We start from the raw sequence: 26,896 nt of genomic DNA on the forward strand, positions 1-26,896 counted from the left end.
CGATGGGGCCCGCGTTCCCTCTTATCCCTGGGAACCTGTCACCTACTGCGGACTGTCGCACCACGACTGCGTTCCGTAGTCGGGGACGTCGTCATCCTCGCACGGCCGGCGCCCGCCGTGTCCGGCCGCGCGGCCGGGAGGAGTGGCCGCGCGGCCCGCTGGGGTGGCTTTCTTGCACCCGGGTGGAAAAGACCCGGCCGCCGGTGCGGCGCTAGAGGCGGAACCCCAGGTCGGGCGTGATGTCGGCGACGTCCATCTGCGCCTTCTGCAGGCGGCCCGAGTGGTCCCAGTTCATCGCCTGCCAGCGGGTGAACTGGTCCAGCACCCACATCCCGGACTGGCGGCTGCCGTTGCCCGACTTGCCGTTGCCGCCGAACGGCAGGTGCGCCTCCGCCCCGGAGGTGGAGTTGTTGACGCTGACCATCCCGGCCGAGACGCCCTCGCGGAAGCGGAAGGCGTTCGTCGCCTCGGTGGTGTAGATCGAGCTGGACAGGCCGTAGCCGGGCAGGTTGGCCAGGTCGAGGGCCTCGTCGAGGGTCCGGAACGTCGTCACGCCCACGATGGGCCCGAACGTCTCCTCCAGGAACAGCCGGTCCGACGGGCGCACGCCGTCGACGACCACCGGGTGGTAGTAGAGGCCGCCCTCGCCGGTGAAGCCGCCGCGCGGGTTGTCCGCGGTGATCCGGCCCGTCGCGCCCGGCACGACCTCGTGGTGCGGCTGGATCCAGGTCAGGTACTCCTCGTAGCGGTCGGCGAACTTCTGGTCGAGCAGCGGCCCCGCCAGCACCTCGCCGTCCGGCGCGCCGATCGCGGCCTCGCGCACGGCTCGCGCGAACCGCGCCACGAACTCGTCGTGCACGCTCTCGTGCACGATCACCGTGCCGAGGCTGGTGCAGCGCTGCCCGGCCGTGCCGAAACCGGAGAACAGCGCGCCCTCGACCGCGAGGTCGAGATCGGCGTCCGGCATGATCACCATCGGGTTCTTGCCGCCCAGCTCCAGGCAGGCCGACTGCAGATGCCGCCCGGTCAGCTCGCCGACCTTCCGGCCCACCTCGCTCGACCCGGTGAAGCCGACCTTGTGCACGGTGCCCTCCTCCAGCGCCCGCTCCAGCCCGCCGAAGGTCTCGGCGCCGTCGGCGAACACCACGTTGAGCACCCCGTCCGGCAGGCCCGCCGCGGCGAACAGCCGGTAGAGGGCGTGCGCGGAGGCGGCGGCGTACTCGGCCGGCTTCCACACCACGGCGTTGCCGCACAGCAGGGCCGGCACGAGGTACCAGGACGGCACGGCCACGGGGAAGTTGCCCGCGGTGATCACCGCCGCCACGCCGACCGGGTTGCGGAAGGTGAACAGGTTCTTGTCCGGCATCTCCGAGGGCACCGTCTGCCCGTACAGCCGGCGGCCCTCGCCCAGGAAGAAGTCGCACGTGTCGACGATCTCCCGCACCTCGCCGAGCGCCTCGGCGTACGGCTTGCCGATCTCCTCGGTGACCAGCCGCGCCAGGCTCTCGGTGTTGGCCTCCACCAGCCGCCCGATGGACGCGATCACCCGGCCGCGGACCGGCGGCGGCACCTTGGCCCACTCCCGCTGCGCCTCCTTCGCGGTCCGGCAGGCGGCCGCGAACGTGTCGGCGTCGGCCAGCCCGACAGCGGCCACGACCTCGCTGGTGCGGGCGGGGTTGGTGGACTGGTAGGTGCTCATGCCGGCGGCGTCCTTGCCACCCACAACGGAGACGATCTGACGGGTCACCAGGGTCCTCCTCGTAGTTCCTCCGCCAAGACAATCACCTCGCCGCAAGAATCCCAACCCGCCCCCCGGTGCCCCGGAGGCGGCGGACTCGCGTGGTTCATCAGATTCGGTATATTTAGTAAACGATGAATATCTTCTCCTCGCACGGCTGCGACCTCCACTACACCGACACCGGCGGCGACGGCCTGCCCGTGGTGTTCACGCACGGCGCCGGAGCCGACCACGTGATGTTCGACGCCCAGCGTGACCACCTGCGGGCCCGGGGACACCGGGTCGTCACGTGGGACCTGCGCGGCCACGGCCGGTCCCGGCCCGCCGGCGGGCCGTTCACCGCCGAGCGGGCGCTCGTCGACCTCGACGCGCTCATCGGGCACCTCGGGCTCGACCGGCCCGTCCTTGCCGGGCAGTCGCTGGGCGGAAACCTGAGCCAGGCGCTGGTCCGGCGGCACCCCGCCCGGTATCGCGGCCTGATCGTCATCGGCTCGGCGTGGAACACCGGCCTCCTGTCAGGCGGCGACCGCCTGCTGCTGAAGGCGGCCGCGCCGATGCTCTCCCTGGTCCCGGCCGGGCGGCTGCCCGCGATGATGGCCGACGCCTCGGCGACGACCGAGAGCGCGCGGGCGGACGCGCGGCGGGCGTTCTCCCGGCTGTCGAAACGGGAGTTTCTGGAGGTGTGGCGGGCCACGCTCGACCTGCTCGACCCCGATCCCGGATACCGCACCCCCGTTCCGCTGTGCCTGATCAGAGGGGAGCGCGACCGGACGGGCAACATCGCCTCGGCCATGCCGCGGTGGGCGGCGGCCGAAGGGGTCACGGAGGTGGTCGTCCCCGGCGCGGGCCACATCGCCAACCAGGACGCCCCCGGGCCGGTGAACGCGGCGATCGACGCGTTCCTGCGCACCCTTCCGGCCTCGGCGGGAGGACGGGCGTGACCGGGTCCGCGCAGGACAGGCGGCAGGCCTTCGTGACCTCCGTCGGCGACCTGCTGGCCTCCTGGAACCTGCCGCACGCGACCGGTCGCGTCTACGGGCTGCTGCTGGTGACCGAGGAGCCGGTGTCCCTCGACGCGATCGGCGCCGACCTGGGCCTCAGCAAGGGCGCCGTCAGCACCGCGGTGCGGCAGCTCGACTCCTGGGGGCTGGCCAGGGTCCTGCCGCAGCCGGGCAGCCGGCGGCTCCTCGTCGAGGCCACCGGGGGGCTGGAGACCCTGCTGGAGGCCAGCCACGCCCGGGCCCGCACCCTGATCGCCGCGCTGCGTGACGGGGAGGAGTTGCTCGGACCCGGGCCCGCGCGGGAGCGGCTGGAGGACGTGATCTCCTTGTTCGCGGGATACGTGGACGTCGGCAGCGAGCTGCTCAGGAGACGCGCCGGGAACACCCGCCCCAGCAGCGGGTAAAACGTCCGCTCTGCCCGCGTTCGCAACTATGATCACTCATGTCGCCCTATCGAGGAAGGATCTCCGTGGCCGAGACGCCGGACGAGTGGAAGAGCGCGGTCGACAGCAGCCGGCCCAGCATCGCGCGGGCCTACGACGTGGTCCTCAACGGCAAGGACAACTTCGAGGTCGACCGGGCCTTCGTCGCCGAGATCGTGAAGGTCGTGCCGGAGATCTACGACGTGGCCGCCTACAACCGGCAGATCCTGGGCCGAGGGGTGCGCTTCCTGGTGGAGCAGGGCGTCAGGCAGTTCATCGACCTGGGGTCAGGGCTGCCGACCGTGGAGAACACCCACCAGGTCGCGCAGCGCGCCGACCCCGGGTGCAAGGTCGTCTATGTCGACAACGACCCCATGGTGCTCGCCCACGGCCGGGCGCTCCTCGCGGAGAACGACCGGACCGCGGTCGTCACCTCCGACCTGCGCGACCCGCAGGCGATCCTCGGCGACACGGCCGTCAAGCGGCTCATCGACCTCGGCCGGCCGGTCGCCGTCATGCTGGTGGGCGTCCTGCACCACCTGCACGACGACGAGGACCCGCGCGGCATCGTCGAGGCCTACATGGACGCCGTCCCGGCGGGCAGCTACCTGTTCGTCACCCACTTCTGCGCCTCCAGCCAGGACTCGCGCGACGCCGAGAAGAAGTTCCTGGCCCTGCTCGGCACCGGGCGCTTCCGCACCGAGGCGGAGATCACGGCCTTCTTCGACGGGTTCGAGCTGCTGGAGCCGGGCGTCGTGCCGCTGCCGCTGTGGCGGCCGGACGGGCCCGTCCCCGAGCAGCTGACGGTCGGGCAGCGGCTCATGTACGGCGGCATCGCGCGCAAGAACTGACCCTCACACGCCGGGGCGCTCGTCGAGGCCGTCCTCCAGGGAGACATATTCCCTGTTGAGCCGACATTTTATGTCTCCTCATCGTCGTGGGTGATCTACGGGCCGGGCCCCGTGCATCGAATGAGGGCCGGAACGCTCCGCTCTGGGTCAGCTTCCTTGTCACGGGTCCGGTGCCGCCCGAACACTGGTTACTGCCGGAACGCACCTGAACACCGGCAGAGAGGGGGCTTCCATGCCCCACGCATCGCGCCCCGTGCTCCTCGGCTCGCTGCTGCTCGCGGCGCTCCTGGCCGGCCCGGCCGAGGTCTCGCGGGCCTCGACGGCCGCGGGGGAGCCGGCCCTGGACGTGACCGTCCGTCCGGCGCCGATCGCCATACCGTGCACCAGCATCCCGTTCAGGCGGGCGCGGGTCAACTGCGTCGCCGACGAGGCACGCGACAGACGACTGTTCCGCCACTTCCGCGCCGGGGAACAGCGCCGGGAGCGCCGTGACAGGCAGCGGCGCGACCGCAACGACTGACCACCCCCCCAGCCATGACCATGTCCACGACCACCACGGGCATCCTCACGACGGCGGCGGACGCCGACCTGGCCGCGGCCCGCATGCAGATGGCGCTGTCGCTCGGCTGGCACATCGTGATCGCCTGCTTCGGCGTGGGGATGCCCGCCATCACCCTGCTCGCCGAATGGCGCGGCCACCGGAGCGGCGACAACCACTACCGGCTGCTCGCGCGGCGGTGGGCGCGGGCGATGGGCGTGCTGTTCGCGGTGGGGGCGGTCTCGGGCACCATCCTGTCGTTCGAGATGGGGCTGCTGTGGCCGGGCCTCATGGGCACCTTCGGCGAGGTGATCGGGCTGCCGTTCTCGCTGGAGGGCATCGCCTTCTTCATCGAGGCGATCTTCCTGGGCGTCTACCTGTACGCCTGGGACCGGCTGCCGCCGGTCAAGCACATGCTGTCCGGGATCCCCATCGTCCTCGCCGGGGTGGCCAGCGCGTTCTTCGTCGTCACGGCCAACGCCTGGATGCAGCAGCCCACCGGCTACGTGCTGCGGGACGGCAGGATCGTCGCCGTGGACCCGTGGGCCGCGATGTTCAATCCCGCCACGCCGCCGCAGACCGTGCACATGATCCTGGCCGCGTTCATGGTCGCCGGGTTCGGGATGGCCAGTGTGTACGCCGTCGCGATGCTGCGTGGCCGCCGCGACCGCTACCACCGGCTGGGGCTGCTGCTGCCGCTCACGGTGGCCGCGGTCGTCACCCCCGTCCAGATCGGCGTCGGTGACTGGGCCGCGCACTTCGTCGCCGACAACCAGCCGGTCAAGCTCGCCGCCATGGAGGGCGTCTTCGAGACGGGGCGTGGGGTGCCGCTGCACCTGGGCGGCGTCGTCGTGGACGGGGAGCTGCGCTACGCGCTGGAGATCCCGTACGGGCTGTCGCTGCTGGCCCAGTGGGACCCGGACGGTCTGGTCAGGGGGCTGAACGAGGTGCCGCCCGGCGACTGGCCGCCGGTCAACGTGGTCCACTGGGCGTTCCAGGTCATGGTCGGCGTGGGCTTCGCGCTGCTGGCGCTGTCGGCGTGGCTGGCGGTGACCTGGTGGCGGCGGCGCGAACCGCCCGGCTCGGTCTGGTTCCTGCGGGCGGCGGCGCTGTCGGGGGTGGCGGCGGTGCTGGCGCTGGAGGCGGGATGGATCGTCACCGAGGTGGGACGCCAGCCGTGGATCGTGTACGGCGTCATGCGCACCGCTGAGGCGGTCAACCCCGCGCCGGGCCTGGTGTACGGGTTCGCGCTGGTCAGCGTCGTCTACCTGGTGCTCACGGTGGCCACGGTGTACGTGCTGCGCCGCCTGGCCAGGGACGTGCCCGTCCCGGTCGCCCCGCAGGAGCCGGACGTCTCCGGCTACAAGGTCGTCTGACCATGCCGCTCGCCGAGATCATGCTCGCGGTCATGTGGGTCGGCCTGACCGCGTACGTGCTGTTCGGGGGCGCGGACTTCGGCGCGGGCGTGTGGGACCTGCTCGCGGGCGGCGCCGAGCGGGGCGCGCGGCGGCGGGCCCTGGTGGAGCACTCCATCGGCCCGGTGTGGGAGGCCAACCACGTCTGGCTGATCTTCGTCATCGTGCTCATGTGGACGGGCATCCCGTCGGTGTTCGCCGCCGTGGCCTCCACCCTGTACATCCCGCTGACGCTGGCGGCGCTGGGCATCATCGCCAGGGGCGCGGCGTTCGCGTTCCGTAAGGTGTCCGCCGAGCTGTGGCAGCGCAGGCTGTTCGGCGCGGCGTTCGCGTTCTCCTCGCTCGTCACCCCCTACTTCCTCGGCGCGGTCGCCGGGGCGCTCGCCTCCGGCCGGGTGCCGCCCGGGATCGCCCGGGGTGACCTGGTCACGAGCTGGGTGAACCCCACCTCCGCGATCGCCGGCGCGCTGGCGGTCGGCACGGCCGCCTACCTGGCTGCCGTCTACCTGACGCGTGACGCCGAGCGCACCGGTCAGGACGACCTCGCCGAGCAGTTCAGGCGCCGCGCGCTGGCCACCGGCGTCGTCGTGGGGGTGCTGTCGGCCGCGGGGTTGCTCGTGCTGCGCGCCGACGCGCCGGGCCTGTTCGCCGAACTGGTCGCCGGGCGGGCGCTGCCGCTGCTGGCCCTGTCGGTCGCGACGGGGCTCGCCTCGCTGGTGCTGCTGCAGATGCGCGCGTACGTGGCGGTGCGGGTGAGCGCCGCGCTGGCCGTCGCGGGGCTGCTGTGGGGGTGGGGTGTCGGCCAGTATCCGGAGCTGCTGCCCGGTGTGACGCTGGACGACGCGGCGGCCACCGACACCGTGCTCGCGGCGAGCCTCGGCTCGCTCGCGGTGGGCGCGCTGCTGCTGGTGCCGTCGCTGTGGTGGTTGTACGCGACCTTCCAGCGCGAGCACGCCAAGCGCTAGGCGCTGACTCCTTACGGCATAAGCTATTGTGGTCCCATCAACTCTTTACGGCTTAAGGAGATCCCGTGCCCGAAGCGAAACTGCACGACGGAGCCACCATCGAGATCGAGGTGCACGGCGACGGCCCCGCCGTCCTGCTGCCTCTGAACCCGACGCCGGTCGAAGGGGAGCAGGCCGACCGGATGCGCGCGTGGGGAGCCGACCCGGCCATCGGCCGCACCCTCATCGACGGGCTGAGCGACGCCTTCCGCGTGGTCGCCTTCGACTACGAGGGCCATGTCGAGGCCTTCCCCAAGGCCACCACCCTCACCCCGGCGAACGTCGCCGCCGACATGCTCGCCGTGGCCGACGCGGCCGGCGTCGACCGCTTCACCTACTACGGCTACTCATGGCTCGCGCTCAGCGGCCTGCAGCTAGCGATCCGCACCGACCGGCTGTCCGCCCTGGTCATGGGCGGCTTCCCGCCGATCGACGGCCCGTACGCGGAGATGCTGGCCGTCACCAACGCCGCCCACGAGATGGCGCTCAACCCCGCCCCCAGCTCGCAGGAGACCCACGACTGGGCCGCGGCGGCGGCCGAGCGCGACTGGGACAGCGTTCAGACGGTGCGGACCCCCGAGCAGACCGGCCAGTACGCCACCCTCTACCAGGAGCTGCGCGGCTTCGACGACCGGGCCGCGCAGGACGGGCTCCGCTGCCCGCGCCTGTGCTTCGCCGGCTCCGCCGACGTCATCGAGTACGGCGAGCAGTGGGGCGGCGTGCGCGTCGACATCGCGGGCCCGTTCCTGCGCCGCCGCGCCGAGCTGGAATCCCTCGGCTGGGACGTGCGGGTGCTGGACGGCCTCGACCACATGGGCGCGATGCGGGGCGCGACCGTCCTGACCGTCCTGCGGCCCTGGCTGGAGGACCGCCTCCTCGGTCAGAGGCAGTAGCCCGCCTCCTCGGTCAGAGGTAGTAGCCCGCCACAACCGCCCGCGCCTCCTCGGGCAGGTGCGGCCCGTCGAGCCGAACCCCGGGCCCCGAGGCGGGCGGCTTGAGCGCGGTGAGCTGCTCGTTCGACAGCGCGAAGACGACGCGGCCGAGGAAGGAGCGCTCGATCGCACCGGCGCACATGCCGCACGGCTGGCAGCTCGTGAACATCGTGGCCGCCGCCGCCTCCTCCGGGGCCAGCTCGCGCGCCGCCCAGCGGGCGAGCTTCAGCTCCGGGTGGGCGGTGACGTCCCCGCCGGAGATCGTCGTGTTGCGCTCCTCGGCCAGCACGGCGCCGTCCGGACCCACCAGCAGCGAGCCGAACGGCGGGTCGCCTGCCGCCCGCGCCTCCGCCGCCAGCTCGATGGCGCGGCGCAGGAAACGCTCCTCGCCCGGTGTCATGAGGGCTCCAGGCGGTCGGGACGTCATGAGGCCTCCAGAGAGAGGTGGGCGGCCACGGCGGCGAGGTCCCGCCAGGCCGCCTGCGGGCGCAGGGTCTCGCGCGGATCGCCGGAGAACGGGTCGAGCACGACCGTGTCGGCACCGAGCCGGGCAAGCTCCTCCAGGTCGGCCGCGACCTGGTCGATCGTGCCCTCCCCGGCGAGCCGGTCAGGACGGGTGACCGGCGAGGACGTCAGCCGCAGCAGGATGCGGGGGGCGAAACCGGGCACCGGCCTGCCCTCCTCGGCGGCGACGGCCTTCATCCGGCCGGCGGCCTCGCTCAGCCACGGCAGAGTGTTGCGCAGCGGGTGCCAGGCGTCGCCCAGCCGCACCGCGCGGCGCAGGCCGGCGTCGCTGTTGCCGCCGACCCAGAGCGGGACCGCGCCCGCCCGGTAGTCGGCGCTGTCCTCCCACACGGCGCGCAGGGTCGTCAGCAGCTCGTCGGTCAGCGCCCCACGCCGCTGGAACGGCACGCCCAGCGCCGCGAACTCCTGCCGCGCCCAGCCGACGCCCACACCCAGCACCAGCCGCCCGCCGCTGAGGTCGCTGAGGTTGGCCGCCATCCTGGCGACGAGCAGCGGATGCCGGTACGGGGCCAGCAGCACGGTCGTGCCGATGCGGACCCGGTCGGTGACGCCGGCCAGCCACGACAGGGTGGTGAACGGCTCGTAGAAGGGAGCCGGATACTGCTCGGCGACGTCCGGTGTCACCACGACGTGGTCGGAGACCATGAGCAGGTCGAAGCCGAGCCCTTCGACGGTCCGCGCCCACCGGCGCAGCGTGGCGGGATCGGTGCCGGGCCCGAAGTTGGGAACGTTGACGCCTAGAAGCACCCGTTCAGGCTATCCAGGCCCGTCGCGCCGCCGGAAGAGCATCTCCCCGGCATAGGCATGGATTCGCCGTGGAATCCACGGCAGGATGGCCGGATGGCCGAGACTCTCGATGCGACCGACTGGGCGATCATCGCCGAGCTGCAGCGTGCCGGCCGCCTGCCGTTCGCCGAGCTGGGGCGGCGGGTCAGCCTCGGCGCGTCCGCCACCACCGAACGGGTCAGGCGGCTGGAGACGCTCGGCGTCATCACCGGCTACCGGGCGGACGTCGACCTGGACAAGGTCGGGCTGCCGGTGCTCGCCGTGGTGCGCCTGAAGTATCCGGGCAACCGGCACGAGCCGCTGCACCGGCTGCTGGACGAACGGCCGGAGATCCTCGAATGCCTGCGCACCACCGGCGACGACTGCTACACCCTCAAGGTGGCCGCCACCTCGATGTCCCACCTGGAGCAGGTGATCGACGCGCTCGCGGCGTTCGGCAGCACCACCACCAGCGTCGTCTACAGCCAGCCCCTGCCTTACCGCGGCCCGGCCGCGCCCTCCTGACCCGCCCCGAAGAGGTGGGCGTGACGGGCCACCCACGCGGCGAACGTGCCCGGCTCGCGACCGGTGATCTCCCGCACCGTCGGCACGACCGTGGACGCGGCCGCGGGCGGGTCCCCGTGCCAGGAGACCAGGATCTCGATCACCTCCTCGCTGTGCCCGGCCGCCCGCCAGCGCTCGCGGGCCTGCTCCACCGACAGCTCCTCGAAGCGCAGCTCCCGACCGGTCGCCTCGGCGATCGCGGCGAGCCGCTGCCGCGCGGTGAGCCGCTGCGGCCCCGTAACCGCGTACGACCGGCCGCCGTGCCCGCCGCGCACCAGGACGGCCGCCGCCACCGCGCCCACGTCCGCCTCGTCCACCACCGCGGTGGGCACGTCGGCGAACGGCTCACGCACCATGCCCTCCGCCTGGATGGACCCGGCCCATGCCAGGGTGTTGCTCATGAAGTCCACGGCCTCGATCCTGGTCCACTCCAGGCCGCTGTCCTCGAACGCCTCCTCCACGGGGCCCACGTGCCCGTTCCACAGCAGCGTCACCCGCCGCACCCCGGCCCGGCGCGCCAGCTCCACCAGCTCCGGACCGGTCCGCAGCGTCGCGTAGTCGTCACCCGCCGCCGTCAGCAGATGCAGGCCGACGACGCCCTCCAGCGCCGCCGCGAGGCCGCCCGGATCGGTCAGATCACCCTCGACGACCTCCACCCGCTCGGGCAGGTCGGCCCTGCCGGCGTCCCGGGTCAGCGCGCGGACCGGCACCCCCGCCCGCAGCAGGTGGTCCACCACATGCCGACCGGCTTTCCCGGTCGCTCCTGTCACCAGATAGGTCATGGCCACGACGCTAGGGACCCCGGCGCCCGCGCGCCTCGGTCTCAAGGTGCGTCTTTGGCCCTAGGACCTGCTGCGCGGTGGCCATCGGCGCCCTACTCGCGTCGTGAGTCGATGAGCGACTGTGCGATGAAGAGGAGCAACGAAACGGCAAACCCGCCGAGGAGACCGGCCCAGAACAGCGCCCGGTCGGCGTCAGCCTTGACGGGGATCGACACGAGCAGGGCCGTCATTGGCCGCTCGCAGGTCAGCCAGCGAAGCCCTGGACCATCGAGTGGCGGGGCCGCGGCCTCCAGTCGATCCACCGGCCCCAGCGGCCCCAGATCGACTGTGCAGTCGGCACCACTGACGCCGAAAGCCGACCCGGGGCTATGAGGGGAACCGCTGTCGAAGTCCCGGAGCGCGTCGGCGAAATCCTTCTCGCCGGCGCTCCACACCCGGAGCGGGGGGATGCTCAGGGCGGTCCAGCTACCCTGGCGCATCACGGTCGGTCCAGCCAGCGGCCATCCGACGGTTCCATACAGCAGGCTGGGATTCTGTCCGTCGGCGATGCGTCCAGGACAGGCGGATCCGCGAACCAGCATCGCCCCTGGGATACGGCGCCAGGTGTTCCCCTCGATCTGGATTCCCCGATCGATGAGCGGAGGCGGGGGAGGCACCAGGCTCGCGGAGCCATACAGCTCCACCACGTAGGGGATGCACGCGGGTCTCCGGGCACGCGGGTGTATCTGCAGGTAGAGCCGTGCGCCGGAGTAGTCGGCGGTCAGGTTCATCCGGGCGACGACCGATTGCGGCTCGAATCGCCACACGCCGGGGGGGACGTACACCGTCACGGAGCCTGTGGACGTCAGCCGGGGCGGCTGCACGGTTGCGACGACGTACCGGTCCCACGCGGTGTACGACGCGGCGGCGCTGATCGTGAGCAACAGTGCCACGAAGCCGTACAGCCACCGGGAACAACCGGCCCGCGGCGCCATGGGCGGCGCCGATGGAGGGTTGTCGACAGCGGCGGACGGGAGGCGCGCGCCGAGGCGATCCGCCATCTGCCGCTCATCCGGCAACGGAGGGGCCTCGAACTGCCGTACGACGGCAGTCATGGTGCCGTCGGGCTCCTCATCCGTTGCCGGCCGCGACCGTACCACCGCATAGTGATCGGCCAGCCGGGCGGCCGCACCGGCCACCGTCACCGCGTACGTGCACAGCTGGCGGCCCCGCGCGCTGGGATGCGGGCTGGTCCACCAGATCCGGGAGCCGTCGGTGAAGGCCATCAGGCGGGGCCACAAACAGATCACCGTCACACCGCCGGCGGCCCCCATCACGGTCGGGATGTCGCGCGAGGCGAGTTCATCGGCCAAGCGCTCGCCTAACGGGTGCAGCACGAGTCGATCGTAGAACTCCGCCTCGCCCCTGTCTCGGGGCAGTGGTCCCCGTAGCTTCCACCGCGAAACCGAGACGGGGCTCTTCCGCTCGGGTCGATTCAGGCGCCCTCGCTCGCGGCCCGGCCGAGGGACGCGCCGGGGGCCCGCACCTCGCCGGGCGACAGGTCCGGGCGCAGTCCCCGCCACGACGGGTGACGCAGCCGCCCGTCGCCCGTCACCTCGGCGTACCGCACCTCCCCGACCAGGCGGGGCTCCACCCAGCGCGCGTCGCGGGCGAACTCCCGCGGCACCGGCACCGCGAACGGCGAGCCGGGCCGCTCCAGCGGGGCCAGCTCCTCGCGCAGCGCCGTGAGCATGGCGTCGGTGAAACCCGTGCCGACATGGCCCACGTACACCAGCCGCCCCCCGCTGTCGTGGCCGCCCAGCAGCAGCGACCCGATGCGGCCCGACCGCCGCCCCGCGCCCGGCTTCCACCCGCCGACGACCACCTCCAGGTGGGAGAAGTTCTTCACCTTCGTCCAGTCCGCGCTGCGCCGGCCCGGCCGGTACGGCGAGTCGCGCCGCTTGACCACCACGCCCTCCAGGCCGAGCGCCCGGCTGGCCTCCAGCGCCGCCCGCGGGTCGCCACCGAACGCCACCGGAAGCTGCCACCGGAACCCCGGCGTGACCAGGCCCTCCAGCAGCTCGCGCCGCTCGTCGTAGGGCAGCCGCACGACGCTGCGGTCGTCCACGTGCAGCACATCGAAGATCATGTAGGTGACGGGCACGGCCCTGACCAGCTCGGCCACCTTGGCGGGATTGCGCTGGTGCATGCGCGGCGCGAGCGCGCCGAAGCTGAGCCGACCGGCGTCGTCGAACGCGACGATCTCCCCGTCGAGCACCACGTCCCGCCCGCCGAGCGCCGCCGCCATCGGGTACAGCTCCGGGTAGGCGAGCGTCACGTCCCTGCCGTTGCGCGACATCAGCCGCAGCGCCCCCGCCTCGGCGTACGCCAGGCCGCGCACCCCGTCCCACTTCATCTCCGCGCTCCACAGGTCGTGCTGCGCGGGCGGCGGCAGGGGGCCGAGCTGCGCGAGCATCGGCCGGTAGCTGGGCAGTCGCCCCATGCCGTTGGCGTTCCCCGCGCCGGCGGGGCCTACGGTCGGCCACGGGTACGGGGCAGGTCAAGTCCCGGTCAGCGGCCGGCCGCCGTCCTCCGGCACGTCCGGAGCGGTCGGGGCGCGGGGCGCCCGCCGGCGGGCAGCCGGCTCATGGACGCGACGACGCGTCAGGTCGTGAAGTCGGCGAAGTCGAAGCCCGGCGACACGACGCAGCTCACCAGCACCGCCTCAGCCCCCGCCGGGCGGGCCGACTGCCAGGCGCCGCCGGGCACCACCGCCTGCGGCACCTGGCCCGCCTCCACCATCGGCCCCAAGGTCAGCGTCGCGCCGTCCACCGTGAGCGACAGCGGCCCGCCGCGGTGCCACAGCCACACCTCGTCCGACCGGACCCGGTGCGGGATCGACTCCTCGCCGGGCTGCAGCAGGAAGTAGATGCCGGTCGCGCTGGCCCGCTCGCCGGGATAACCCTCGGGCGTGAACGTCGCCGGCGCCCGCCACGTCTCCCTGTACCAGCCGCCCTCCGGGTGGGGGAGCAGGTCGAGGGCACGGGCGACGGGCGGACGCTCGACGAAGGCGACAGGGGCGCCGGTGACGTCGCGCCGCAGGAAGCGCGTGCCGTCGAGGACCAGTTGCCCCGGCAGCCGGCCCGCGAGCGCCAGCGCCTCGCCCTCGTCGGCGACCTCCGTCGCCGGGCCGTCCGGATAGATCGTCAGCTCCACGGGGGGAGTCTAAGGAGAGGGCCGGACGGGCGCGAAATGTCGGTCGGCGTGGCTAGTGTGCTTCAAGTGATCGAACGGTTGGGCCGCGATCAGGAGCCCGCCCCCGCTCCCGCCCGCGTGGCTGTGCCCGCCTCTTCGCGCGAGCCCGCCTCTTCGCCCGAGGCTCGACCAGGTGTGAAGGCCGGTCGCGGGTCCGGCGGCATGGCCGCGCGGCATGCGCGGGTGGCGGCCGGGCTGGCCGAGCTGGAGCGGTGGCTGGCCGACCAGGTGCGCCAGGGCCTGACGGTGGCCGGTGAGCGTGACTGGGCAGACCTGGCCCGGCGGCTTGTGGACGCCCAGGCGCCCGGCGTCGCGGGCGTGGTCTCGCGGCTGGCCCGCGTCCGGGCCGAGGACGACTGGCCGGAGCGGCTGCTGGCGGAGTACGCGCTGCTCCACCTGCTCGCCGTGGCCTACCGGCGCCGCGACGAGCTGCCCGAGCCGCTGGCCCGAACGGTGCTCATCCGCACGGGTTTCCCGGTGACGCGCGAGGAGGTGCTCGCAGGCCCGGCGGTGCGTGACCGGTGGGACGTGCTGGGGCGGCGCGACGAGACGCAGGAGCGGCTGACGGCTCGCCGGGTGTGGCTGCGCGGCCGCGTCACGGGCCGGGCGGCCCTGGTGCTGTCGTTCGCCCCACCCGACCATCCGCTGGACGACTCGCTGGTCACGGGCACCGTCATCGACGCCGGCCTGACCTTCTACCCGGGCGCCTCCCCCCTCCGCGCCCTGGTCGCGACCCGCCACACCTCCGGCGACACGCCAGGCCGCGACACCGAGCCCGACCGTGGGGTCACCGACGACATCGCGCCCGGCCGCGGGGGAGTGGCCCAGCCCGTGTTCACGGCGGCTCCGCCGGGGATGTCGCCGGAGGACGCCATGGACGAGGTCGCGAGGGCGCTGGCCGGTGACCCGTGGATCGACTCCTGGCCGCTCGTGCTCGCCGATGTCGTCCCCACCAGTGGGATGCTCGGCGGATTCCCGCTGCACCCCCGGACGGGCGTCCCGTGGCGGCTGCTCGCCGTGTCCGGGGGGCGGTCCGTCACGGTGGCCGCCGAGTGGACCCCCCAGGGGCTTCGCCCGCTGACCACGTGGGACGACGACGGCACGGCGGTGATCGTGTGAGCTGGGCGGAGCTGGCCTCGACAGCCCTGGTGGGCACCGACCGCAGGCCGTACCCGGGAGAGTTGCTGGCGGACGCGGCGGTGGAGGTCGCGCGGCGGCGCGCCGGCCGCCTCCTCCGGCCGGATGCCGGGCCGCACGAGGCCGGCGGGCCGGGTGACCGGCCGCCACATGACAGCAGGCCGCAGCCGGCACCCGAGGCGGAGCGCGAGAAAAGGCGCGAGAAGGCGCGCGGGACGGTCCGCGAGGAAGAGCGCGAGAAGGAGTGTGAGGAAAGGCGCGAGAAGGCGTGCGGGGCGGGGGGCGAGGAAAGGCAGGCGGCGGTCAGCCGGCAGGCCGCGGAACGGCTGGCGCGGATCATGGGTGGCGAGCACGAGCGGCTGCTGCCCGAATGGCTGGCCGCGGCTGCGGAGACCGGCCGCCGGGTCCCCCCGTACGCGCTGCCCGAGCTGCTCGACCGGGGCGCCCGCGACAGGTCGATCCGCGCCCATCTCGGCGTGCTCGCCGGGCGGCGGGGCCGGTGGCTGGCCGGCCTCAACCCCGCCTGGGCCTACCTGCTGGAGGAGCCCACCGGTGAGACGTGGGAGCTGGGCGGCGCCGCCGACCGGCGGGCTCACCTGCGCCGGCTCAGGGCGTCCGAACCCGAGACGGCCAGGCTGCTGCTGGAGAGCACCTGGGAGGAGGAGACGCCCGGCGACCGGGCGGAGTTCGTGGAGGTGCTGGCCGACGGCCTGTCCATGGCCGACGAGCCGTTCCTGGAGCGGGCCCTCGACGACCGCCGGCGCGAGGTGCGCCAGCAGGCCGCCAACCTGCTCGCCCGGCTGCCCGGCTCCCGCCTCGCCGGGCGGATGGCCGCACGCGCCGCCGCGTGCTTCACCGTCGGGTCCGGGGTGATCACCGTGCGGGCCCCGCACGCCTGCGACGGGGCGATGGAGCGCGACGGCGTCAGGGCCAAGCCGCCGCGCGGCACCGGTGAGCGCGCCTGGTGGCTGCAGCAGCTCATCGCCCGCGCCCCGCTGGCCGTCTGGGGTCACCCGCCGGGCCGGCTGCTCGCGATGCGGATCCCCGAATGGGACGCCGAGGTGAAGGCCGGATGGGTGCGCGCGGCCGTGCTGCAGCGCGACCCGGAATGGGCGCGGGCGATGTTCGCCTGGGACCCGATCTCCGACCTGCTCGCGGCGCTCGGTCCCGACGAGCGGCAGGACCTCGCCGCCGGGTTCGTGCACCGGCACGACGTCGACAGCCAGCTGATCATGGTGTTGGGCGGGGTGCCGCCGCACTGGCGTGAGGGCCTGGCGACCGCCGTCCTCGCCAAGATCGTCAAGGTGGCGGGCGCCCAGCCGTGGAACCTCGGCGAGCTGACCAAGCTGGCCGCCGAACGCATCGACCCCGCGCTCGGCGAGGCGGCCGGCCACTACTCACCGGAGCCGGCTGTGCAGCGGGTCGCCGCCGTGCTGCGGTTCCGGGCCGACATGTTGGAGGAGCTGCGATGACCGTGCTGCGCCCGCACGCCGAAGACCAGTACGCCGAGGAGCTGGCCCTGCTGGCCAAGGAGGACGACCGGCGGCGGCCTCCCGGCTGGCGGCTGTCGCCGTGGGCCGTCACCACCTACGTCCTCGGCGACGGCGGGCCCATCACCCCCAAGTACGTGGGCGCCCGCCGCATCGTGGAGGTGGCCGTCGCCACGCTCGCCACCGACCGGGCGCTGCTGCTGCTCGGCGTGCCCGGCACCGCCAAGACGTGGCTGTCCGAACACCTGGCGGCCGCCATCAGCGGCGACTCGACACTGCTCGTGCAGGGCACGGCCGGCACCGCCGAGGAGGCCGTCCGCTACGGCTGGAACTACGCCCGGCTGCTCGCGGAGGGCCCGTCCCTCGACGCGCTCACCCCGTCACCGGTGATGCGCGCCATGGCCGAAGGGCGCGTGGCCCGGGTGGAGGAGCTCACCCGGATGCCGTCCGACGTGCAGGACGCTCTGATCACCGCGCTGTCGGAGAAGACCTTGCCGATCCCCGAGCTGGGCCGCGAGGTGCAGGCGCAACGCGGCTTCAACCTGATCGCCACCGCGAACGACCGCGACCGGGGCGTCAACGAGCTGTCCAGCGCGCTGCGCCGCCGCTTCAACACGGTGGTCCTGCCCGTGCCCGCGACCGCGGAGGAGGAGGTGGACATCGTCGCGCGGCGTGTCGCCCAGCTCGGCCGTTCCCTCGAACTGCCCGACACCGGCACCGGACTGGAGGAGATCCGCCGCGTGGTGACGGTCTTCCGCGAGCTGCGCGCCGGCGTCACCGAGGACGGCCGCACCAAGCTCAAGTCGCCCAGCGGCACCCTGTCCACCGCGGAGGCGATCTCGGTGCTCACCGGCGGCGTCGCCCTCGCGGCCCACTTCGGCGACGGGGTGCTGCGCGCGGCCGACGTGGCCGCCGGGATCGTCGGCGCGGTGGTGCAGGAGCCGGTGTCCGACCGGGTGGCGTGGCGCGAGTACCTGGAGACGGTCGTACGCGAGCGTCCCGGCTGGCGCGACTTCTACCGCGCCTGCCGCGAGGTGTCGTGAGCGGGCGGCGTCGTGCCGAGGGGTGGGGGGTGGCCGTGAGCGGGCGGCGTCGTGCCGAGGGGGCGGCCATGAGTGGTGTCGTCGTGTCGGGGGTGGGGTGGCCGTGAGTGGTGTCGTCGTGTCGGGGGTGGGGTGGCGGTGAGTGGTGTCTCTGTGCTCGGGGTGCGGCATCACGGGCCGGGGTCGGCGCGGGCCGTGCGGGACGAGCTGCGGCGGTTGCGTCCCGACGTGATCCTCGTGGAGGGCCCGCCGGAGGCCGACGGGCTCGTGGGGCTCGCCCCCGAGCTGGAGCCGCCGGTCGCGCTGCTCGCCCACGTGCCGGGCAGCCCGTCGAGCGCGGCGTTCTGGCCGTTCGCCGGGTTCTCGCCGGAGTGGCAGGCCATCCTGTACGGCACCGCCCACGGCGTCCCCGTGCGCTTCTGCGACCTGCCGGCGGCCCACTCGCTGGCGGCGGGCGAACGGGCGCGGCCGTCGGAGGCGCGCCTCGACCCCATCGGCGCGCTGGCCGCGGCCGGCGGCTACGACGATCCCGAACGCTGGTGGGAGGACGTCGTCGAGCACCGGGGCGACACGCCGTTCGACGTCATCGCCGAGGCCATGGCGGCCGTGCGTGAGGGCCACGAGCCCGACGAGCGGGAGGCGCGGCGCGAGGCGTACATGCGCAGGACGCTGCGCGCCGCGATCCGGCAGGGGCATGAGCGGATCGCGGTCGTCTGCGGCGCCTGGCACGTCCCCGCGCTGACCGGGACGCCACCGCCGGTCAGGAGCGACGACGCGCTGCTGCGCGGCCTGCCCCGGGTGCGGGCCGCGCTGACCTGGGTGCCGTGGACGTACGAGCGGCTGGCGTGGTGGAGCGGCTACGGCGCCGGCATCGGCGCTCCGGGCTGGTACCACCACCTGTTCACCGTCGCCGACCGGCCCGTGGAGCGGTGGCTGGCCGGTGCGGCGGCGCTGCTCCGTGACGAGGGGCTGGCCGTCTCCTCCGCGCACGTCATCGAGGCGGTCCGGCTCGCGCACGGCCTGGCGACGCTGCGCGGACGGCCGCTGGCGGGGCTCGGCGAGGTGACCGACGCCGTCAGGGCGGTGTTGTGCGAGGGAGACGACGTGCGGGTCGAGCTGATCCACGGCCGCATGGTCGTCGGCGACCGGCTCGGCCGGGTGACCGACGGCACGCCCATGGTGCCGCTCCAGCGCGACCTGCGCGAACACCAGCGCCGGCTCAGGCTCCGGCCGGAGGCGCTCGACCGTGAGCTGACCCTCGACCTGCGCAAACCGCTCGACCTCGAACGTAGCCGCCTGCTGCACCGCCTGCGGCTGCTCGGCGTCGCCTGGGGCACGCCGGGCGAGTCGCGCGGCACGGGCACGTTCAGGGAGACGTGGACGCTGCGCTGGCGGCCCGAGTACGACCTCGCGCTCATCGAGGCGGCCGCCCTCGGCGTCACGGTGGCGGGCGCGGCCGCGCGGCGGGCCGGCGACCTGGCCGCCGCCGCACCGGTCACGCTGGCGGACCTGACGTCCCTGGTCGAGCGGTGCCTGCTCGCCGAGCTGCCGGAGGCGTTGCCGGAGGTGCTGGCGGCGCTGTCGGCCAAGGCGGCCGTGGACACCGACGTCGTCCACCTGATGGCGGCGCTGCCGGCGATGGTCCGCGCCCACCGCTACGGCGACGTGCGCGGCACCTCGGAGCGGGGGCTGGCCGTGATCGTGCGTTCGATGCTGGACCGCATCTGCGTCGGGCTGCCCGTCGCGGTGACAGGCCTCGACGACGACGGGGCGACGGCGCTGCTCACGCGGGTGGACGCCGTGCACGCCGCGGTCGCCCTGCTGGACGATCCTCCGGCCGCGTGCGGGGAGGGCCTGCCCGCCGGGCCGGGCGCCAGGGAGAGATGGATCGAGACGCTGCGCGGCCTGAGCGACCGGCCGGGCCTGCACGGGCTGATCGAGGGCCGGCTGACGCGGATCCTGTTCGACGCGGGCGAGTCGGGCGACGCGGCCGGCCGCATGTCGCGGGCGATGTCGCCCGGCCACCCGCCGGCGCGGGCGGCCGCGTGGGTCGAGGGGTTCCTGGCGGGCGGCGGGTTGTTGCTCGTGCACGATGCCCGGCTGCTCGCCCTGGTCGACGGCTGGCTGACCGGGCTGCCCGCCGACCGGTTCACCGAGGTGCTGCCGTTGCTGCGCCGGACGTTCGGCGGCTTCTCCGCACCGGAGCGCCGGGCCGTCGGCGAGCGCGTACGCGCGGCGGGGCGGACCGGGCGGCGTGCGGAGGGGGACGACGTGGACGAGCGGCGGGCCGCGGCAGCCGTCGGCACGGTGCTCGCGATCCTCGGCCGTGGAGGGGGGCACGCGGATGGGTGACGTCGGTGACGAGCGGCTGCGCAGGTGGCGGCTGGTGCTGGGGGGCGGGGCGGCCGACGGGATCGGCGTGGGGGTGAGTGGCGCCGACGCGCGCGCCGACGGCGCGCTGGCCGCCCTCTACGACCGCGAGGGCGGGCTCGGCGCGTCGGCGCCCAGGGTGGCGCGGTGGCTGGGCGACATCAGGGACTGCTTCCCGGCCACGGTCGTGCAGGTGATGCAGCGCGACGCGATCGACCGGCTCGACCTCACCAGGCTGCTGCTCGAACCCGAGATGCTGGAGGCCGTGCAGCCCGACGTGCACCTGGTCGGCACGCTGCTGTCGCTCAACCGGGTGCTGCCGGACCGGGCGCGCGAGTCGGCGAGGACGGTGGTGCGTTTGGTGGTCGAGGAGCTTGAGCGCAGGCTCGCCCACCCGACGCGGGCCGCCGTCGCCGGCGCGCTCGACCGGTCGGCCAGGACGCGAAGGCCGAAACGGGCGGCCGACATCGACTGGGACCGCACGATCAGGGCCAACCTGCGCCACTACGTGCCCGACCGGGCGACCGTGGTGCCGTCGCGGCTGGTCGGTTACGCCCGCAGGGAGCGGGCGGTGCGGCGCGAGGTGGTGCTGTGCGTCGACCAGAGCGGCTCGATGGCCGCCTCGGTGGTGTATGCGGGGGTGTTCGGGGCGGTGCTGGCCTCGATGAGGTCGTTGAGCACGTCGCTGGTGGCGTTCGACACGGCCGTGGCGGACCTGACCGACCGGCTGCACGATCCGGTGGAGGTGCTGTTCGGCATCCAGCTCGGCGGCGGCACGGACATCAACCGGGCCGTCGCCTACGCCGAAGGTCTGATCAGCCGGCCGGCCGGTGCCGTCCTCATCCTGATCAGCGACCTGTTCGAGGGCGGGGTGCGCGAGGAGTTGCTGCGCCGAGTGGCGGCGCTGACCCGGGCCGGCGTCCAGGTGATCGTGCTGCTGGCGCTGTCGGACGAGGGGGCGCCGTCGTACGACCACGACAACGCCGCGGCGCTGGCCGCGCTCGGCGTGCCCGCCTTCGCGTGCACGCCGGACGCGTTCCCCGACCTGATGGCCGCCGCGATCGAGCGGCGCGACATCGCCCGCTGGGCCGAGCGCCACGCCACGTGAGCCACGTCAGTGGGGGAGGGGCCGGGCGCGGCGCGGCAGCAGGAACGACAGGACGAAGGTGAGGGCCAGCAGGCCGATCTCGACCCAGACCGTCGCCTGCATGGCGGCGCCGAAGCTCCACCGGCGGGCGAGCAGGTCGAAGAAGAGCGTGCCCAGCACGGCGGTGCCGAGGGCGGCGCCGAGTTGCTGCATCGCGGTCAGTGTGCCGGACGCGGAGCCTGACTCGTGCGGGTCCACTCCGGCCAGCACGATGTCGAAGAACGGCGCCATGGTCAGGCCCATCCCGATGCCGACGAGGGCCAGGCCTGGGGCGAGCTGCCACGGGCCGACCTGGAGGCCGGTGAGGTGGATGGTCAGGCCGAGCACTGCGGCGCCGGTGGCCATGACGCCGGTGCCGATCTGGAGCAGGCCGCGTCCGAGCCGTTCCTGCAGCCCCGACATGGCCAGCCCGAAGCCGATGACGCCGCCGACGGCCTGGGGCAGGCCGGTGAGGCCGGCCTTGAGGGGGCCGTAGCCGAGGCCGACCTGGGTGTAGAGGGTGAAGACGAGGCTCAGCCCCATCAGCCCGGAGAAGAACGCGAGCCCGGCGACCAGCCCGCCGGTGAACGCCCGCTTGCGGAACAGGCTGGGCGTCACCAGCGGGTCGCCGCCGGAGCGCGCCCGGCGTGACTCGTGCGCGCCGAACAGGGCGAACACCGCGAGCGAGGCGGCCATCGAGGCGAACGTCCAGGCCGGCCAGCCGAGCTCCTGCCCCTGGATGAGCGGGTAGAGGAGCAGGACGCCCGCGACGGAGACGAGCAGCACGCCGACCAGGTCGAGCCGTGTGGCGTCCGGCAGCCGCAGCTCCGGCAGCAGCCGCATCGCGGCCACGGCGGCGGCCAGCCCGACCGGCAGATTGATCAGGAAGATCATGCGCCAGCCGGTGCCGAACAGGTCGGCGTCCACCAGCCAGCCGGCCAGGATCGGCCCGCCGACCGACGACGTCGCGATGACTGGCCCGAACAGGCCGAACGCCTTGCCGATCTCCTCCGGCGGGAACATCTCCTTGATCAGCCCGAGCCCTTGCGGGATCATCACGGCCCCGAACAGCCCCTGCAGCACCCGCCCGCCGACGAGCATCTCGGGGCTGACGGCCAGCCCGCACAGCAGGGACGTGGCGGTGAAGCCGAACGCTCCGACGACGAACATGCGTTTGCGGCCGTACAGGTCGCCGAGCCGGCCTCCGGTGATGAGGCCGACGGCCATGGCCAGCGTGTAGCCGGCGCCCAGCCACTGCACCAGGCTGGCCGAACCGCCTAAGTCGGCTCGGATGGTGGGCGCGGCGATGGTGGTGACGAGCGCGTCGAGCAGGTCCATGACCTCGGCGGCGAGGATCACGGCCAGTGCGGCCCAGCGCCGGCGGTACGGCTGCCGGGTGGTCGCCGGGACGGTGACGGTGGTCATGCGGTCACTCCTTCTGAACGTCGTTCGATAGACGAACACTGTTCGTAGACGTACGAAGTTCTATTGACGAACAGTGTTCGTGTCAAGTACATTGTTCGCATGGCAAGCGACGCGGACGTACCGGCACCGCCCTGGCGCACGCCCCGGCGCAGGGTGCAGCGCAGGCCCCAGCTCAGCCAGGAGCTGATCGTCGAGACCGGCCTCGCCATCCTCGACGCCGAAGGGCTCGACGGGCTGAGCATGCGGCGGGTGGCCCAGGTGCTCGGCACCGGCCCCGCCTCCCTGTACGCGCACGTGTCGGGCAAGGAGGAGCTGCTGGAGCTCATCTACGACCAGGTGCTCGGCGAGGTCCGGCTGCCCGCGCCCGACCCGGCCCGCTGGCAGGAGCACCTGCGCGCCTACGCCGAGGAGATGCACCGGGTCCTCGGCCGCCACGCCGATGTCGCGCGGGCGGCCCTGGCCGGCATCCCCACCGGGCCCAACGCCGTCCGGCTCGCCGAGTACGCGCTCGGCCTGCTCATCGAGGCGGGCATGCCGCCCCGGGAGGCCTCACTGGCCTTCGACCGCCTCGTCCTCTACGTCGTCGGCGACGCCTTCGAGGGCTCCCTGCACTACGCCAGGATGCGGGCGGCCGGCGTGTCCGGCACGGAGGCGTACTTCCGCCGCTACGTGGGCCAGGTCGCCGCCTACTTCCGCTCGCTGCCCCCCGATCGCTTCCCGTACATCAGCGGCAACGTCGACGCGCTGATCGCCGACGGCGGCGAGGCGCGCTTCCGGTACGGCCTCGACCTGATCATCGCCGGGCTGACGGCCCGCATGCCGCAGACCGCGGCCGACCACCGGAGCCGGTCCCGCGACCGCTAGGCCGAATTGCCTAGGGCGTCCGCCCGATTCGCCTAGGGCGTCCGCCCGATGCGCGGCGACCGGGCGCCGCCCTAGCGTCGCCCGTATGACATCCACTGTTGAAGCCGTCGCAGCCGACCGGGCCCCGGCGCCGGGCGTGGGCTCCCCCGGATACCGGGCGATCAGCGTCGGGCTGGTCGCGCTGGTCATGCTGGTGGCGTTCGAGGCCATGGCGGTGGCCACGGCGATGCCGGTGGTCGCCCGTGACCTCGACGGCATGCACCTGTACTACCTGGCCTTCAGCGCCACCCTCGCGGCCAGCGTCATCGCCACGGTGCTCGGCGGCCGCTGGGGCGACGTGAAGGGCCCCGTGGCGCCGCTCGCCACCGGCGTGGCGACCTTCGTGGCCGGGCTGCTGCTCGCGGGGTTCGCCCAGAGCATGGAGGTGTTCGTCGCCGGCCGGTTCGTCCAGGGGCTCGGCGCCGGGCTGGTCCAGGTCTCGCTGTACGTGCTGGTCGCCCGGGTCTACCCGGCGGCGGCGCACCCCAAGGTGTTCGCCCTGTTCTCGGCCGCGTGGGTGGTGCCGTCCATGGTGGGACCCGCCATCACCGGCTTCGTCGTGCAGAACGCCGACTGGCGGTGGGTCTTCCTCGGCGTCTCCCTCATCGTCGTCCCGGCCGCGCTGCTGCTGTGGCGCGGCATCGCCGGGCAGGCGCTGCGCGGCGGCATCGCCGAACCCGCCCCCGGCCTCGGCCGCAAGCTCGTCTGGGCGGGGCTGACGGCCGTGGCCGCCGCGCTCATCCAGTACGGCAGCGCGCTCGAACTCGCCGGCCTGCCGCTGTTCGCCGCCGGCGTCGCGCTGCTCGCCGTGGCCCTGCCGAAGCTGCTGCCCGCCGGGTCGCTGCGGGCCGCCCCCGGCCTGCCGAGCGCCCCCGTGCTGCGCGGCCTGGCGTACGGCTCGCTCATGGCCGCCGAGGTGCTCGTCCCGCTCATGCTGATGAAGGAACGCGGCCTGTCCTCGGTCGGCGCCGGCATCGTGCTGACCGTCGGCGCGCTCGGCTGGTCCGCCGGATCGTGGATCAAGGGGCGCGGCACGATCAGCCACGTCATGGCCGTCCGGGGCGGCGCCATCATGATCGCGGCCGGCATCGCCCTGGTCTCGCTCGTCCTGGTCGACGCGGTGCCGCTCGTCGTGGCCCACCTCGCCATGGCCGTCGCCGGGCTCGGCATCGGCGCCCTGCACCCGACGGTGTCGGTGCTGGTGCTGGAGATGTCCAAGGCCGGCGAGGAGGGCGAGAACACCGCCGCCGTGGGGGTCGGCGAGTCCGTCTTCACCGTCGTCGCCGTGGCCTTGTCGGGGGCCGTCTTCACCGCCGCCGGCGGCTCGTACCTGGCCGGTCTGGCGTGCACGTTCGTGCTCGCGGTGCTGGCGGTCGTGGTGGCTCCCCGTTTTGCGCGGTCGGCGAAGGCGGGCACTATGGAGGGAACCGCGTCATAAAAGGGGGATGGATGCCGCGCGTCCGTGAGCTGGAGGTCTTCCGGGTGGTCCTGCCATTCGGCAGGCGCTCGGAGAGCCTGCTCGTCAAGCTCACCGACTACGCCGGCATGACGGGGTGGGGCGAGGCCCTCGCTCCCCAGCCCAAGACCTGGTCCCGGCTGGAGGAGTCGCTCGGCGCCCTGCTCGTCGGCGTCGACTGGGAGCACCCCGACGCCGTCCCCGGCACCGACTCGGCCGTCGACATGGCCTGCTGGGACCTGTGGACGAGGATGCGCGGCGTCCCCCTCGCCCACGCCGTCGGCGGCACCCGCACCTCGCTGATGGCCACCGTCCGGCTGGAGCCCGACAAGTCGGTCGAGCATCTGGTCACCCGGGTCAACCAGCAGGTGTGCGCCGGCTACGGTCACGTCACCCTAGACATCCGCCCCGGCTGGGACGTCGAGCCGGTGCGCGCCGTCCGCGCGGCGTACCCCGCGCTCACCCTCGCCGTCGACGGCGGCGGCTCCTACACCGACGGCGGACAGCTCGTGGCCCTCGACTCCTACGGCATCGAGGTCATCGAACGGCCCTTCCCCGTCTCCGACGTCCACGCCCACGCCACCCTGCAGGACCAGGTCGCCGCCGCCGTCGCGGTCGAGGCCCGCTCCACGGCCGAGCTGGACGACTACCTGACGCTGCGGGCGGCCCGCGTGCTGCTGCTGCGCCCCACCGCGTTCCCGTCGCTCACCGAGGCGCGCCGCGCCCACGACCGCGCCGCGGCGGCCGGCTGGGACATCCAGTGCGCGGGCGGCCAGGGCGCCGGCCTGGCCCGGGCGGCCACGGTCGCGGTGGCCAGCCTGCCGGGCTGCACGCTGGCGTGCGACGTCACCCAGCCGCCCCGCCAGAACCAGATCGTCACCCCCATCGTCGGCGCCAACGCCGGCGTCATCGCGGTCCCCCTGACCCAGCCGGGCCTCGGCCACACGATCGACGAGGACCGCGTGCGCCGCATGTCGAAGGACCACTTCCAGGCGTGACACCGGTGTGATGTCGAGGGCCTTGGCGCCACAGCGTGATCTCGTGACGTTCGAGCCGACGCCGCATGCCCTCACCCGCGAGCCGCTCGATGCGCTCTCGGCCGAAGGTGATCGGGACGTCCTGATTGAACCCCCGGGCGCTGACCCGCGGCCGCTCTGTGTGTGGTCCCGGGCCTGGAAGCGGGGAAAGCTCGCCGGTACTCGGTGGGTGTGACTCCCACATGCAGGGCGAAGTGGTGGCGGAGATTGTTGGCGGTGCCCAACCCGCTGCGCTCGCTGATGTGGTCGACGGGCAGGTCGGTGGTCTCCAGGAGGACCTGCGCGCGGGCGAGACGCTGATGGAGCAGCCACTTCATCGGGCTCATGCCGGTCGAAGCCTGGAGATGCCGGTGAAAACTGCGCGCGCTCATTCCGGCGCGCGCGGCCAGGTCGGCGACGGTGAGCGGACGGTCGAGATTCTCCAGGGCCCAGTGCAGCACGGGCGCGATGCCGTCGTCGCTCACGGCGACGACGCGTTCCACGAACTGGGCCTGGCCGCCCGGCCGATGGGCGGGAACCACGAGGCGGCGGGCCAGCTGGTTGGCCACCTGCGCGCCGAGGTCCCGACGGACGATGTGCAGGCACAGGTCGAGGCCGCCGCTGAGACCGGCACTGGTGAGCACATCACCGTCGTCGACGTACAGCGCCGAGCCATCGACCTTCACCTTGGGAAACCGCTCTGCCAGGACGTGGGTGTGCTCCCAGTGGGCGGTGGCGAGGCGGCCGTCGAGGAGGCCCGCGGCGGCGAGCCCGAACGCGCCGTTGCACAGCGAGACCATGCGGGCCCCCGCGGCTCCGGCCCGCTGAAGCGCGCTGATCAGCTCCGCCGGAAGGTCGCGGTCGCCCCTCACGTACTCCTCCGGGACGGCCGGGACGATCACGGTGTCGACCTTCTCCAGCTCGTCCAACCCGTACGGCGCGTTCAGCACGAAGCCTGGCCGGGGGGAGGAGACTCCTGGACGCATCCCGCACAACCGCAGGTCGTACCAAGGGTTCGCGAGATCGTCGTGGGCCACGCCGAAGACCGCCGAGGCGATGCCCAGCTCGTACATGTCCCACATGGGGATGGCGTTGTCGATCACGACCAGGGCTACGGAACCAGCACTCACGAGTACACCCTATGGCAGGAATTTGGTGA

The 26,896-nt window shown here is 73.6% G+C and carries 25 protein-coding genes; 16 read left to right on the forward strand and 9 right to left on the reverse strand.

The genetic code is table 11. The features are described from left to right. Positions 1–211: 211 nt before the first annotated feature. On the reverse strand, positions 212–1,747 hold the full coding sequence (locus ACGF0J_RS04820; RefSeq protein WP_393142115.1) for an aldehyde dehydrogenase family protein: 1,536 nt from the start codon (positions 1,745–1,747) through the stop codon (positions 212–214). A 125-nt stretch (positions 1,748–1,872) separates the two neighbouring features. Between ACGF0J_RS04820 and ACGF0J_RS04825 the strand changes: the two genes are divergently transcribed. The 7 genes from ACGF0J_RS04825 to ACGF0J_RS04855 all read left to right on the forward strand — a co-directional run bounded on the left by ACGF0J_RS04825 (position 1,873) and on the right by ACGF0J_RS04855 (position 7,862). Continuing rightward, entirely contained in the window at positions 1,873–2,679 is an 807-nt protein-coding gene (locus ACGF0J_RS04825) for an alpha/beta fold hydrolase (RefSeq protein ID WP_393142116.1), read from the forward strand. Further along, a complete protein-coding gene (locus ACGF0J_RS04830; protein WP_393142117.1) occupies positions 2,676–3,143 on the forward strand; it encodes a GbsR/MarR family transcriptional regulator in 468 nt (155 codons plus the stop codon). Before ACGF0J_RS04825 ends, ACGF0J_RS04830 begins: the two co-directional genes overlap by 4 nt. 65 nt (positions 3,144–3,208) lie before the next feature. Continuing rightward, positions 3,209–4,012, forward strand: coding sequence for an SAM-dependent methyltransferase (locus ACGF0J_RS04835; protein WP_393142118.1), 804 nt, complete (start codon positions 3,209–3,211; stop codon positions 4,010–4,012). Between the two features lie 232 nt (positions 4,013–4,244). Continuing rightward, the gene (locus ACGF0J_RS04840) at positions 4,245–4,532 is read left to right on the forward strand and encodes a hypothetical protein (protein ID WP_393142119.1); all 288 of its coding nucleotides are present in this window, start codon (positions 4,245–4,247) and stop codon (positions 4,530–4,532) included. A gap of 14 nt (positions 4,533–4,546) precedes the next feature. Then, a complete protein-coding gene (locus ACGF0J_RS04845; RefSeq protein ID WP_393142120.1) occupies positions 4,547–5,926 on the forward strand; it encodes a cytochrome ubiquinol oxidase subunit I in 1,380 nt (459 codons plus the stop codon). Positions 5,927–5,928: 2 nt separating this feature from the next. Continuing rightward, positions 5,929–6,930, forward strand: coding sequence for a cytochrome d ubiquinol oxidase subunit II (locus ACGF0J_RS04850; RefSeq protein ID WP_393142121.1), 1,002 nt, complete (start codon positions 5,929–5,931; stop codon positions 6,928–6,930). A 65-nt stretch (positions 6,931–6,995) separates the two neighbouring features. Beyond that, entirely contained in the window at positions 6,996–7,862 is an 867-nt protein-coding gene (locus ACGF0J_RS04855; protein ID WP_393142122.1) for an alpha/beta fold hydrolase, read from the forward strand. Positions 7,863–7,875: 13 nt separating this feature from the next. Here ACGF0J_RS04855 and ACGF0J_RS04860 read toward each other — a convergent pair whose 3' ends face one another. Both ACGF0J_RS04860 and ACGF0J_RS04865 read right to left on the reverse strand, forming a co-directional pair. Continuing rightward, a complete protein-coding gene (locus ACGF0J_RS04860; RefSeq protein WP_393142124.1) occupies positions 7,876–8,301 on the reverse strand; it encodes a nucleoside deaminase in 426 nt (141 codons plus the stop codon). Positions 8,302–8,324: 23 nt separating this feature from the next. Continuing rightward, positions 8,325–9,173 carry a TIGR03619 family F420-dependent LLM class oxidoreductase gene (locus ACGF0J_RS04865; RefSeq protein ID WP_393142125.1) on the reverse strand — a complete coding sequence of 283 codons (849 nt, stop codon included), beginning with the start codon at positions 9,171–9,173 and terminating at the stop codon, positions 8,325–8,327. A 93-nt stretch (positions 9,174–9,266) separates the two neighbouring features. Between ACGF0J_RS04865 and ACGF0J_RS04870 the strand changes: the two genes are divergently transcribed. After that, entirely contained in the window at positions 9,267–9,716 is a 450-nt protein-coding gene (locus tag ACGF0J_RS04870; protein WP_393142127.1) for an Lrp/AsnC family transcriptional regulator, read from the forward strand. On the opposite strand, the gene ACGF0J_RS04875 is transcribed toward ACGF0J_RS04870, so the two are convergent. From ACGF0J_RS04875 to ACGF0J_RS04890, 4 genes are all read right to left on the reverse strand, one after another. After that, complete coding sequence (locus tag ACGF0J_RS04875; RefSeq protein ID WP_393142128.1) at positions 9,689–10,537, reverse strand: NAD(P)H-binding protein; 849 nt, start codon at positions 10,535–10,537, stop codon at positions 9,689–9,691. The two genes, ACGF0J_RS04870 and ACGF0J_RS04875, sit on opposite strands and share 28 nt — an antisense overlap. Positions 10,538–10,629: 92 nt before the next feature. After that, complete coding sequence (locus tag ACGF0J_RS04880; protein ID WP_393142129.1) at positions 10,630–11,913, reverse strand: hypothetical protein; 1,284 nt, start codon at positions 11,911–11,913, stop codon at positions 10,630–10,632. Between the two features lie 98 nt (positions 11,914–12,011). Further along, positions 12,012–13,019, reverse strand: a complete 1,008-nt coding sequence (gene ligD, locus ACGF0J_RS04885; protein ID WP_393142130.1) for a non-homologous end-joining DNA ligase — start codon at positions 13,017–13,019, stop codon at positions 12,012–12,014. A gap of 161 nt (positions 13,020–13,180) precedes the next feature. Beyond that, positions 13,181–13,732: a cupin domain-containing protein gene (locus ACGF0J_RS04890; RefSeq protein ID WP_393142131.1), complete on the reverse strand. Its 552-nt coding sequence runs from the start codon at positions 13,730–13,732 to the stop codon at positions 13,181–13,183. Between the two features lie 201 nt (positions 13,733–13,933). Here ACGF0J_RS04890 and ACGF0J_RS04895 point away from each other — a divergent pair, with 201 nt between their 5' ends. The 5 genes from ACGF0J_RS04895 (at position 13,934) to ACGF0J_RS04915 (ending at position 20,919) form a co-directional block, all read left to right on the forward strand. After that, positions 13,934–14,890, forward strand: a complete 957-nt coding sequence (locus ACGF0J_RS04895) for a hypothetical protein (protein WP_393142133.1) — start codon at positions 13,934–13,936, stop codon at positions 14,888–14,890. Then, positions 14,887–16,380 carry a DUF5691 domain-containing protein gene (locus ACGF0J_RS04900; protein WP_393142134.1) on the forward strand — a complete coding sequence of 498 codons (1,494 nt, stop codon included), beginning with the start codon at positions 14,887–14,889 and terminating at the stop codon, positions 16,378–16,380. Before ACGF0J_RS04895 ends, ACGF0J_RS04900 begins: the two co-directional genes overlap by 4 nt. Then, positions 16,377–17,441 carry an AAA family ATPase gene (locus tag ACGF0J_RS04905; protein WP_393142136.1) on the forward strand — a complete coding sequence of 355 codons (1,065 nt, stop codon included), beginning with the start codon at positions 16,377–16,379 and terminating at the stop codon, positions 17,439–17,441. Before ACGF0J_RS04900 ends, ACGF0J_RS04905 begins: the two co-directional genes overlap by 4 nt. Positions 17,442–17,579: 138 nt before the next feature. Continuing rightward, positions 17,580–19,793, forward strand: a complete 2,214-nt coding sequence (locus ACGF0J_RS04910) for a DUF5682 family protein (protein WP_393142137.1) — start codon at positions 17,580–17,582, stop codon at positions 19,791–19,793. Next, positions 19,786–20,919: a VWA domain-containing protein gene (locus ACGF0J_RS04915; RefSeq protein WP_393142138.1), complete on the forward strand. Its 1,134-nt coding sequence runs from the start codon at positions 19,786–19,788 to the stop codon at positions 20,917–20,919. Before ACGF0J_RS04910 ends, ACGF0J_RS04915 begins: the two co-directional genes overlap by 8 nt. Positions 20,920–20,925: 6 nt before the next feature. On the opposite strand, the gene ACGF0J_RS04920 is transcribed toward ACGF0J_RS04915, so the two are convergent. Continuing rightward, a complete protein-coding gene (locus tag ACGF0J_RS04920; protein WP_393142139.1) occupies positions 20,926–22,362 on the reverse strand; it encodes an MFS transporter in 1,437 nt (478 codons plus the stop codon). A 99-nt stretch (positions 22,363–22,461) separates the two neighbouring features. Here ACGF0J_RS04920 and ACGF0J_RS04925 point away from each other — a divergent pair, with 99 nt between their 5' ends. The 3 genes from ACGF0J_RS04925 (at position 22,462) to ACGF0J_RS04935 (ending at position 25,719) form a co-directional block, all read left to right on the forward strand. Further along, positions 22,462–23,226, forward strand: coding sequence for a TetR/AcrR family transcriptional regulator C-terminal domain-containing protein (locus ACGF0J_RS04925; RefSeq protein WP_393142141.1), 765 nt, complete (start codon positions 22,462–22,464; stop codon positions 23,224–23,226). A gap of 85 nt (positions 23,227–23,311) precedes the next feature. After that, positions 23,312–24,703 (forward strand): MFS transporter, encoded by a 1,392-nt coding sequence (locus ACGF0J_RS04930; RefSeq protein WP_393142143.1) that lies wholly within the window; start codon positions 23,312–23,314, stop codon positions 24,701–24,703. 11 nt (positions 24,704–24,714) lie between these two features. Beyond that, entirely contained in the window at positions 24,715–25,719 is a 1,005-nt protein-coding gene (locus tag ACGF0J_RS04935) for an enolase C-terminal domain-like protein (protein ID WP_393142144.1), read from the forward strand. A gap of 71 nt (positions 25,720–25,790) precedes the next feature. On the opposite strand, the gene ACGF0J_RS04940 is transcribed toward ACGF0J_RS04935, so the two are convergent. Continuing rightward, positions 25,791–26,867 (reverse strand): GlxA family transcriptional regulator, encoded by a 1,077-nt coding sequence (locus ACGF0J_RS04940; RefSeq protein ID WP_393142145.1) that lies wholly within the window; start codon positions 26,865–26,867, stop codon positions 25,791–25,793. Positions 26,868–26,896 lie beyond the last annotated feature (29 nt).

The sequence above is a fragment of the Nonomuraea sp. NPDC047897 genome, assembly GCF_043204415.1.
Taxonomy (GTDB): Bacteria; Actinomycetota; Actinomycetes; order Streptosporangiales; family Streptosporangiaceae; genus Nonomuraea.